Source organism: Pseudomonas sp. PDM32, assembly GCF_019219225.1.
In the GTDB taxonomy this organism is placed as follows: domain Bacteria; phylum Pseudomonadota; class Gammaproteobacteria; order Pseudomonadales; family Pseudomonadaceae; genus Aquipseudomonas; species Aquipseudomonas laurylsulfatiphila.
Map to the genome: position 1 here is coordinate 18,900 of NZ_JAHUWE010000023.1, position 11,708 is coordinate 30,607.

3 protein-coding genes are annotated in these 11,708 nt (G+C 61.4%); 2 read left to right on the top strand and 1 reads right to left on the bottom strand.

Annotated features, from left to right (window positions below):
* Positions 1-24: 24 nt before the first annotated feature.
* Complete coding sequence (locus KW846_RS29315) at positions 25-1,533, bottom strand: sensor histidine kinase (protein ID WP_218486420.1); 1,509 nt, start codon at positions 1,531-1,533, stop codon at positions 25-27.
* A 72-nt stretch (positions 1,534-1,605) separates the two neighbouring features.
* On the opposite strand from KW846_RS29315, the gene KW846_RS29320 reads away from it, so the two are divergent.
* On the top strand, positions 1,606-1,947 hold the full coding sequence (locus KW846_RS29320) for a hypothetical protein (RefSeq protein WP_218486421.1): 342 nt from the start codon (positions 1,606-1,608) through the stop codon (positions 1,945-1,947).
* 297 nt (positions 1,948-2,244) lie between these two features.
* On the top strand, positions 2,245-11,708 hold a 9,464-nt coding region (locus KW846_RS29325; RefSeq protein WP_218486422.1), incomplete at its 3' end, for a peroxidase family protein.

Below are 11,708 nucleotides of genomic sequence, written 5' to 3' on the forward strand. Positions count from 1 at the left end.
CAACGATCAATCTGGTACGGGTTATCAGATTTTGAACTGCGCCCTGGCTTTGGTTCCGGCATGGGGAGTCGATTCAATGCTGAATACGCCGCCGAGGGATTCGACGCGATAGCGCATGCCGACAAGACCCAGACGAGTTCTGCCTCGACCTGGCACACTCGGTTTCTCGGTTGAAATACCCATTCCCGCATCCTCGACTTGCACTTCCAGCAATCCTTCAGAGTGCGAGGCGCTGAGTTTTTGGCCTTTTCCCCCGGCGTGAACATAGGCATTGTTCAACGCTTCCTGGGCGAAGCGGTAAATACCAATTTTAAGCGCTATCGGTACATCGTCCGTAAGCCTATCAAGCTGTAGCTCGACTCGCGTCTCGGTTCGCTCTTCGTGCCGCTCGGCCAGCAATACCAGGGCATCGTGCAGGGTCAGGTCATTGACTTCCGGAAGTGCCAGGCCAAGTGATATTTCCCGCACTTCGTTTAAAGCATCCTCGCCGGCACGCCTGATCATTTCCAGGGCTTCTACATCCGAGACGCCTTGCGAACCTTCGAGTTCTTCAAGGCGAAGGAGAATAAGTGCCAACAGCTGAGCAGGACCATCATGCAAATCGGCCCCGATCCGCCGAAGAGTAAGTTCATTGATTCTGGAAAACTCGCGATTGGCTTTAGTGACTTTGCGCTGAAGGACAGCATTATTTGAGTGCAATCTGGTTTGCTCATCCATTCGCCATTTAAGTGCTGTTTCATGCTGCTTTATTATCTTGTCGCCACGTCGAACGATAAAAAACAACAGTAAAATCATGGCTGTCGTTGCTGCTCCAACAATCGCCCATACTTTTTTGCGAACGTTATTGATTTCGCGCTGTAACGCTTCCGCGGTTTCGTAGAACTCACCCACCGCAATAATCTTTCCAGTACCCGCTTCGCGCAGTGGAGCAAAAATTTCATAGAGCGGAATATTCAGGCTGCGCTCAAAGGCATCTTCAATATCGTCCACCGAATAACTTCCAAGTTCATTGTCGAACTCTGTATAGATCTTGCCGGTCAGTGCCTGTGAGATCTCCTCTGTCGGAAAGGTTTTCTGCACCGTGGATTTGTCGGTGCTGTAGACAATCGTGCCGTCTGGCAACCAGATCTTCACCGAGACAACATGCGTACTGAGCGAGGTGCTGGACAGCAGATAGTCAATGGTCTGAATGGTCTCATCGGGGAGTTCCTTTGCAGTGGTTAACCCCTGGGCGAAAGGTTCGAGAAAGTTCTGCATATAACGCGCGCCTGTCTCTGCCGCCGTTTGAACCGTTGCATCTTCGATGCTCTGGCTTACGAGGTTTCCAACGAACGTCATGGTCAAACCCAGAATGATTGTGGCGCAGATCACGAACTGGGTTGAGCGGCTCAAATGGTGCAATTTCGCACCGGTGCCCGGTCTCCCCGGCCCTGCGCCATGGGACTTTTGGCCAGTGTCCGATTCGACCAAGGTCTGATCCGATTCGTCGACCAAGGTCTCGGAATTTGGCTGGGCTTTCGTCTCTGTACACATCCGGGTAGCCCTTCAATACTCATTTTCAATGGAGTGTAAAACTGGTGATTGAGGTTGAGGGCGGGAGGCGCGATGAGTATTTTAAAAAGATTCTCAAACAGACTGGGTAATCGTTACTTCCGGCCACAACAGCCGGGGGGTATTACCCATAGTGCTCAACTCAATCAAAACCAAACCAATGGTTTGAATGATTTCCTGACTCCTCCACCAAGCGTGAGCAACCACTCTCCCATACATACTAGTCAATTCGTAGTCGATGCCAGTTTTCTCATGGATAAAAGGCTTGTTGACGAAGCCGCATGGACGCAGAACCGTGCCATCACCCCTCAGGAAGTCCCGGACTCTGATCGCTGGATGTGTGGCATCTGTGACAAGCCCCCCATGCCTGAGAGTGCTCCATGGACAGATGCATAAAGCCCCGATTCGTGACGGGGCCATTAGCAAGTCACACCTTCTATTCAACCTGCGTTCACGGGCCGTCGCCTCCTTGAGGCGCAATACCCGCCTGTAGATACGGTTGTCACGGGGAATCAATCCTCAGTCGAACACTGCTGATTGCACGCAATCGGGCAAGGGTTCGGTGCGGCTGTGTTACCAGGTCCCGTCGTTCAATTTTCGATTTTCTGTTTATGGGTTCAGCACTAAACCACGCGTTTACAGCGGTGTTTTATGCGTGTGGTTTCCTGATTGCCAAGCATCGAGGAAACAGCCATGGCCAGCTTCATCAAGTCCGATCTCGAGTTCATTCTCGAACAAATCTTCATCTCCGAACGGCATGCGGCAGGCGAGAGTCTGATTGACATGCTGCCGAACGTAGAAGTCCCCTTCGGCCTGCGCACCGTAACCGGCATCTACAACAACCTGGCCAATCCCCAGTTCGGTGCCGCCGACAACTTCTTCCCGCGCATGACGACGCCAGTGTTCAATACCGCGCAGGTCCAGCCGGTCGGCTTCTTCGGGCCCGCCGACCCTGGCGGAACCACGCCGACCTCCTACCTGCAGACCAGCGGTGCCGTTTTCGACTCGCAGCCGCGCACCATCAGCAACCTGATCGTGGACCAGACCGCCAACAACCCGGCGGCGGTCGCGGCCGCAGCGGCTAATCCGGATTCGCAGGTCGTCACCAGCCCCGGCCTGGATGGCCTGTTCGGCACCGCCGACGACGTTTCCGTCTTCCAGATCCCCAACATTACGCCGGACGCGGGCCTGACCGTGCCGTTCAACCAGTGGATGACGTTCTTTGGCCAGTTCTTCGATCATGGCCTTGACCTCGTGACCAAGGGCGGCAGCGGCACCGTGTTCATTCCGTTGCAGCCGGATGACCCGCTTTTCGTGCCGGGCAGCCCGACCAACTTCATGGTACTGACGCGCGCCACCAATCTGCCCGGTCCCGACGGCATCCTTGGCACCGCCGATGACATCCACGAGCAGAGCAACACCACCTCGCCGTTTGTCGACCAGAACCAGACCTACAGCTCGCATCCCTCGCACCAGGTGTTCCTGCGTGCCTATGAGCTCAACGCCGCTGGCGATCCGGTCGCCACCGGCAAGCTGATCACCAATCGTGACCTGGGCGTCGATGGGCATTTCGGCACTGCCGATGACGTCGAAATCGGCGGCATGGCCACCTGGGCGGTCGTCAAGGCCCAGGCCCGTGATCTGCTCGGCATCAACTTGACCGATGCAGACGTGTTCGACGTACCGTTGCTGGCGACCGATGCCTACGGCAACTTCATCAAGGGGCCCAACGGTCTCCCCCAAGTCGTGATGAAGGGCCTGGACGGCATCGCCGGCACCGCCGATGACGTGCTGGTCGAGGGTAACCGGGCCGCGCCGATCAGCCTGACGAACGCTGTTCGCACCGGCCACCAATTCCTCATCGACATTGCCCACAGCGCCGACCCCACCGGCGGTCTGACGGCTGATGCGGACACCGTCATTGGCGGCCCGCAAGCCCCCGGCACCTACGACAACGAACTGCTCGACAAGCACTACATCGCCGGTGATGGCCGCGTTAACGAGAACATCGGCCTGACCACGGTGCACTCCATCTTCCACAGCGAGCACAACCGGCTGGTTGAGCAGACCAAGGAGACGGTGCTGGCTTCCGCCGACCTTGATTTCCTGAACAAGTGGCTGATGCCCGACGCCCAAGTGACAGCGCTGCCCGTGACGCCGGCCGACATCGCAGGCCTGCACTGGAACGGCGAGCGGTTGTTCCAGGCCGCCAAGTTCGGCACCGAGATGCAGTACCAGCACCTGGTGTTCGAGGAGTTCGCGCGCACCATCCAGCCGCAAGTGGACGTGTTCCTGGCGCCCATGGGCAACGACACCACCGTCAATCCGGCGATCGTCGCCGAGTTCGCGCACACGGTCTTTCGCTTCGGCCATTCGATGCTGCTGGAGACGGTCGATCGTTTCGACCCCAACTTCAATGTCGTCGGTGACGGCAATCCGGTTGACCCGGGCAATCAACAGACCGGCCTGATCGCGGCCTTCCTCAACCCTCTTGCGTTTGCTGCAAGCGGCCCCACGCCGGAGGAGGCGGCTGGCGCCATCGTGCGCGGTGTCACACGGCAGGTCGGCAACGAGATCGACGAGTTTGTCACTGACGCTCTGCGCAACAACCTGGTCGGCCTGCCGCTCGACCTTGCCGCGCTCAACCTGGCACGCGGCCGCGAAACCGGCATCCCGTCGCTGAACGCGGCGCGGCGTGAGTTCTACCACATGACCGGCGACAGCCAGTTGACCCCCTACACGAGCTGGGCCGATTTTGTGCAGCACATGAAACACCCGGAATCGCTGATCAACTTCATCGCCGCCTACGGTACGCATTCAACCATCACTGGCGCTACGACGCTGGCGGACAAGCGCGCCGCGGCTGCGGATCTGGTGCTCGGCAGCGCCACGGCCCCGGCAGATCGCCTGGACTTCCTGAACAGTACGGGTGTCTGGGCCAGCAACGCCGGTGCGGACGGCGTTCTGCACACTGCAGATGATGTGACCACTACCGGCCTGGACTCCATCGACTTCTGGATCGGTGGCCTGGCCGAGGAGAAAATGCCCTTTGGCGGCCTGCTGGGTTCGAGCTTCAACTTCGTCTTCGAAACCCAGTTGGAAAACCTGCAGAACGGCGACCGTCTGTACTATCTGGCCCGCACCGCAGGACTCAACTTCGGCACTGAGCTGGAGAACAATTCGTTCTCCAATCTGGTGATGCTCAACAGCGACGCCACACACCTGGCGGCCAACATATTCCAGACACCGGCCTTCACCCTGGAGGTCGACCAGACGCAGCAATTCAACCCGAGTGTGGTGGCCGGTCCGGACGGCATCGTCGGCACGGCCGACGACCTGCCCGCCAACGCCGACCCCTTTGGCCCGTCGGATCACCCGATCGGCTCACCAAGGATTGACCATATCACGCCTCTGGTGATCCGCGACAACCCCGACACAGTGGGCCCCGATACCAATTACCTGCACTACACCGGCGGCGACACGGTCGTGTTGGGCGGTACGGCCGGCAACGATATCCTCATTGCCGGTGACTCGGACGACGACACGGTCTATGGCGACGCCGGCAACGATCGGCTCGACGGTGGCTACGGCAACGACAACGTCTTTGGCGGTGCCGGCGACGACATCATCACCGACATCGGCGGCAGCGACACCCTGCGCGGCGAAGACGGCAACGACGTCATCCAGGCCGGCAACTCGACCCTCGGTCTCAACAACCTGGTGTTCGGCGGCGCGGGCAAAGACTTCATCATCACCACCGAAGACATCACGATGACCTTCGCCGGCGCGGGCGACGACTTCATCCTCGGCGCCAAGGTCAACCTCGCGCCGACCGGCAACGAAGGCGACGACTGGATCGAAGGCGGCACCCAGGACGGTGCGCCCGGCGATAACATGAGCCCGACTCTGACCGACGATGTGCCCGGCAACGACATCTTCATCGGCACCGGCGGATTCGATGAAATGATCGGTGAAGGTGGCGACGACACCTTCGTCGCCAGCGATGCCCAGGACAAGATGGACGGCATGTCCGGGTTCGACTGGACCACCTACAAGAATGACAAGTACGGCGTGACCGTCGACATGGTCGTTCCCTTCTTCAGCCCCTATCACGCGGTGCCCAATGCGGCGGGCGATATCGTGGGCGCAGTGGGGCAATCGCCCGATGCGGTCTATGACCGGTTCGCGGAAGTGGAGGGCCTGTCGGGGTCGGCCTTCTCCGACTTCCTGCGCGGCGATGAACAAAACGCGGCCATCATCGCCAACATCACGGCCAGGGGCAGCATCCTCACCAACTTCGATCTCGTCAGCGGCCTGCGGGACTTTGTCGGCAGCGCCGGTTTCGGAGCCGACGGTATCGGGGGCACGGCCGACGATCAGTTCGGCGCGGGCAACATCATCCTCGGCGGTGATGGTAGCGACATTATCGAAGGCCGTGGCGGCAGCGACCTCATCGACGGCGACAAGTGGCTCAACGTGCGCATCAGCGTGCATCAGAATCTGGATGGCACCGGGCCGGAGATCGCCAGCTTCGACAGCATGACGCAGATGATCCCGCTGATGTTGAACGGCACCTACAATCCGGGCCAGCTCGTCGCCGTGCGGGAGATCCTGCCGGGCGTGGGTGGCTTCGACACCGTCAACTTCCTGGGCCCACTGGCGAACTACACCGTCTCCGTCAACGATAACGGCACGGCGCTCGATTTTAGCGACGACATCGTCAGCGTGACCGACAATGTCGGCAAGGAAGAAACCGACCGTCTCACCCACATCGAACGGCTGCAGTTCTCCGATCAGTCCATGGTCCTCGTACCCGGGCTCAACGCTGAGCCGGTGGGTGCGCTGACGGTGGATAACACCGCGCCGACCGTTGGCCAGACGCTGACCGTGTCGGCGGCAGGCCTCAGCGATGCCGACAACGCGGGCGGGGTGATCCACAACTCGATCAGTTACATATGGCAGTTTGAAGCGACACCGGGTTCGGGCGTGTTCGAGGACATTATCCTCGGGCCAGGCCGCATCGGTATCGGATTTACCAGGGCGGACGCGCCCACGCTCACGGTGACCCCGGATCTTGCCGGCCTGGCCGTGCGCGTCAAAGGCATTTATGCAGACGATCATGGCGTGACCGAGCAGGTATTCTCGGCACCGACCACGGCAATAGTGGCCGCGGCGCCAGCCCCCGCACCAGCGCCTTCGCTGATCGATCCGCAGACCAGTGCCCCGAGCAACGGTGTGCGTTACACGCAATCGGACCTGGCGTTCATCCTTGACCAGATCAAGATAGCCGAACACCACGCGGCCGGTGAGAACCTGGTTTCTCTGCTGCCGAACATACGCGTGCCCTACGGTTTGCGCACGGTCGAAGGGACGGACAACAACCTGCTCCATCCTGAGTACGGTGCCGCCGATAACGTATTCCCGCGCCTGACCACGCCGGACTTCCGCCCGGCCGACGCCGGCACGAGTTACACCCAGACCAGCGGCCTGGTGATCGACTCGCAACCGCGCACCATCAGCAACCTGATCGTCGACCAGACCGCCAACAACCCGGCAGCGGTCGCGGCCACCTTTGACCCCGGCCTGGATGGCATCCTCGGCACGGTTGACGATGTCCTCAAGGCTGGCGCGCAGGTGGTGACCGGAACCCGCACCGACGGCAGCACGTTCCAGACCTTCTTCGACCCGAACGTGAGTCCCGACGCGGGCCTGACCGCGCCCTTCAACCAATGGATGACCTTCTTCGGCCAGTTCTTCGACCATGGCCTGGACCTCGTCACCAAGGGCGGTTCGGGCACCGTGTTCATTCCGCTGCAGCCGGATGACCCACTGTTCGTGCCCGGCAGCCCGACCAACTTCATGGTGCTGACGCGCGCCACCAATCAGCCCGGCCCCGATGGCATCCTGGGCACGGCCGACGACATCCACGAGAACACCAACACCACCTCGCCGTTTGTCGACCAGAACCAGACCTATAGCTCGCATCCTTCGCACCAGGTGTTCCTGCGTGCCTATGAGCTCAATGCAGCGGGCGATCCGGTGGCCACCGGCAAGTTGATCGAAAATCGTGATCTGGGCGCCGATGGCGTGTTCGGCTCTGCCGACGACGTCCAGATCGGCGGCATGGCCACCTGGAAGGTGGTCAAGGCGCAAGCCCATGATCTGCTCGGCATCAATCTCACCGATGCCGATTTCGACAATGTGCCATTACTGGCAACCGACGCTTACGGCAATTTCCTCAAGGGACCGAACGGTTTCCCTCAGGTGGTGATGTTGGGCCCGGACGGCATTGCCGGCACGGCTGACGATGTGCTCGTTGAAGGCAATCCGGCAGCGCCCATCAGCCTGGCCAACGCCGCGCGCACTGGCCATGCTTTCCTCAACGACATTGCGCACACCGCCGTTCCGGTGGACGACCAGACCGGCGCGGCACTCCTGCCCGATGCCGACAATGTCGTTGGCGGTACACCTGCGCCGGGCTTCTACGACAACGAACTGCTGGACGCGCACTACATCGCCGGCGACGGCCGGGTGAACGAGAACATCGGCCTGACCACCGTCCACTCCATCTTCCACCATGAGCACAACCGCCTGGTCGATCACACCAAGGAGGTGGTCCTGGCGACAGCGGCAAGCGGCGATGTGTCGTTCCTCAACGAGTGGCTGCTGACGCCCGTCACTGCCGTTCCGGCCGACACCTCGACCCTGGACTGGAACGGCGAGCGCCTGTTCCAGACGGCGAAGTTCGGTACCGAGATGCAGTACCAGCACCTGGTATTCGAGGAGTTCGCGCGGACCATCCAGCCGATGGTCGATCCCTTCTTCGCCCCAGGCCAGGTGTACGACACCGCGATCGATCCGAGCATCGTTGCCGAGTTCGCACACACCGTCTATCGCTTCGGGCACTCGATGCTGCTGGAGCAGGTCGACCGGCTCGATCCGAACTTTGCCTCGAGCGATATCGGGCTGATCCAGGCCTTCCTCAACCCGCTCGAGTTTGCGGGCAGCGGCCCCACTCCGGAAGAGGCAGCCGGTGCCATCGTGCGCGGCGTGACCCGCCAGGTCGGCAACGAGATCGATGAGTTCGTCACCGAAGCCCTGCGCAACAACCTGCTGGGCCTGCCGCTCGATCTGCCAGCCATCAACCTGGCGCGTGGCCGCGATACCGGCGTTCCGTCCCTGAACGCGGCGCGGCGGGAGTTCTATGGGCCCACCGGCGACGCACAGCTCAAGCCCTACACGAGCTGGGCTGATTTCGTGCAGCACATAAAACACCCGGAATCGCTGATCAACTTCATCGCCGCCTACGGCACGCATTCGAGCATCACTGATGCCATTACGCTGGCGGACAAGCGCGCGGCAGCTTCGCTGCTGGTGCTCGGCGGTGCGGGTGCGCCGGCTGATCGCATCGACTTCCTCAACAGCACCGGTGCCTGGACCAGCACCGCGGGTACGGACGGTGTATTGCACACAGCAGACGATGTGACCATTACCGGCCTGGATGCGGTCGACTTCTGGGTTGGCGGGCTGGCCGAGGAGAAGATGCCCTTTGGCGGCATGCTCGGCTCGACCTTCAACTTCGTCTTCGAGAACCAGATGGAGAAACTCCAGGACGGTGACCGCTTCTACTATCTGGAACGCACCGCCTCGATGGACTTTGGCGCAGAGCTGGAGAACAACACGTTCGCCTCGCTGGTGATGGCCAATACCGATGCCACACACCTTTCGGCCAGGGTCTTCCTGACGCCGGCCTACACGTTGGAGGTCAACCAGGCGAACCAGTACAACCCCAGTGTGATTGCCGGCCCCGACGGCATTGTCGGCACCGTCGACGATCTGCCGGCCAATGCCGATCCATTTGGTCCGTCAGACCACCCGATAGGCTCACCGCGCACTGACTTCCTCACGCCGCTGGTGATCCGCGACAATCCCGCCACGACGGGCCCGGATACCAACTACCTGCACTACACCGGTGCCGATACGGTCGTGTTGGGCGGTACGGCCGGCAACGACATCCTCATTGCCGGTGACTCGGACGACGACACGGTCTACGGCGATGCCGGTAACGACCGGATCGATGGCGGCTACGGCAACGACCAACTCTTAGGTGGTACCGGTGACGACATCATCACCGACATGGGTGGCGACGATGTCATCCACGGCGAGGACGGCAACGACGTCATCCAGGGCGGTAACGGCCTCAACCTGATCCTCGGCCAGGCCGGCCAGGACTTCATCATCACCGGCGAGGACGCGGCCGACTCCAGCGGTGGCCTGGGCAACGACTTCATCCTCGGCAGCAAGGCGAATGAATTCGCGCGCGGCGGGGAAGGCGATGACTGGATCCAGGGCGGATCCGCCGATGGCGTTGCCGGTGACAACTTCGACCCATTTGGCAACGATCCGATCAATGGCAACGACGTCTTCCTGGGCGATGGCGGACCGGACAACTTCGACGGGGAGGGCGGCGATGACATCATGGTCGGCAGTCCCAGCGAGGCGGACCGTTTCATCGGTTTCTCCGGGTACGACTGGGCGACCTACAAGGACGATCCGACCGGCGTGACCATGGACCTCAACACCAGGCTGCGCTTCTTCGATCAACCGGCGGTACCGGGTTCCAACGCGTCGATCCTTGCCCGGCTGGACCTGGTGGAAGGGCTGTCGGGATCGGCCCATGCCGACTTCCTCAGCGGTGATGACTCCACTGCCGACTTGCTCGCCGTCGCTGGCGCCAAGGGCAGCGTGCTCACCAACTTCGACCTCATCAGCGGCCTGCGGGATCTGGTCGGCAGCGCAGGAAACGGCGCGGATGGCATCGCCGGTACGGCCGACGACAAGTTCGACGGGGGCAACATCCTCCTGGGTGGCGCCGGCAGCGACGTCATCCAGGGCCGCGGCGGCGACGACCTGATTGACGGCGACAAGTGGCTCAACGTGCGCATCAGCGTGCGGCAGAACATCGATGGCACCGGTCCGGAAATCGCTACCTTCGACAGCCTGACGCCCCTGGTTCCGCTCATGGTGAACGGCACCTATAACCCCGGCCAGCTCCAGATCGTGCGCGAAATCCTGACGGCGACCGGTCCCGACTTCGACACGGCGCTGTTCTCCGGCAATCTGGCGGATTACACCGTGGTCGAAAACGTCAACGGCACCTTTACGGTCACCGACAGTGTCGCCGGCAGGGACGGGACCGACACCCTCAGCCATATCGAGCGGTTGCAGTTCTCCGATCAGGCGCTCGTGCTCGGCGGTTTGAACGCAGAGCCAGTCGGTTCGCTGAGGATCGACGATCCTACGCCCGCCGTCGGCCAACGGCTGACGGTATCGGCGGCAGATATCACCGATGCCAACAATACCGCGACTGGCGGCGCGATCACCGGGCCCATCAGCTTCTTCTGGCAGTTCGAAGCGCGTCCGGGTTCGGGTGTCTTCGAAGACATCACCTTCTTTGCCGCCGGCGAGGTCGCGCGCGCAGAGGGCACGACCGTCATGGTGGGCTCGGAACTGAGGGTCCCACCACCGGCGACCCTCATTGGCGCCGTACCGGCTATCCCGGAACTCGTCGTGGCAGCCGGGCTGGCTCTGCGCGTCAGGGCGGTCTACAAGGACGCCAATGGCGTGCTGGAGGAGGTGTTCTCGGCGCCGACCGCACCGATTACGCCGGCCGGTACCGGCACCGTCAATGTCCTGCCGGTTGGTACGGTGCTGATCAGCGATACGACCCCGACGCCAGGCTCGGCCTTGACCGCCACAGATGCGTTCACCGACGCCAACGGGACCACGACTTCCGTGGTTAACCATCAGTGGCAGGTGGGGAGCGGTGCAATCTTTACCGACATCGCCGGCGCGACGGGCACGACCTTCACGCCCGACACGACGCAGTCCGGTCAGCAACTGCGTGTCGTCGCGAATTACACCGATGACCTCGGCACACTTGAGCGAGTCACCTCTGCCGCAACGACAGTGGTCGGTGATTTGTTTGTCGGTACTGCCGGTGGTGACCTATGGACCGGCACGGCAGGCGACGACGTGGCCAGCGGAGGTGATGGCAACGACTTCCTGAACGCCTTGGGCGGCAACGACATCCTCAATGGTGATGCGGGCAATGACATTCTCATCGGCGGTAGTGGTGCCGACACGATGGCCGGCGG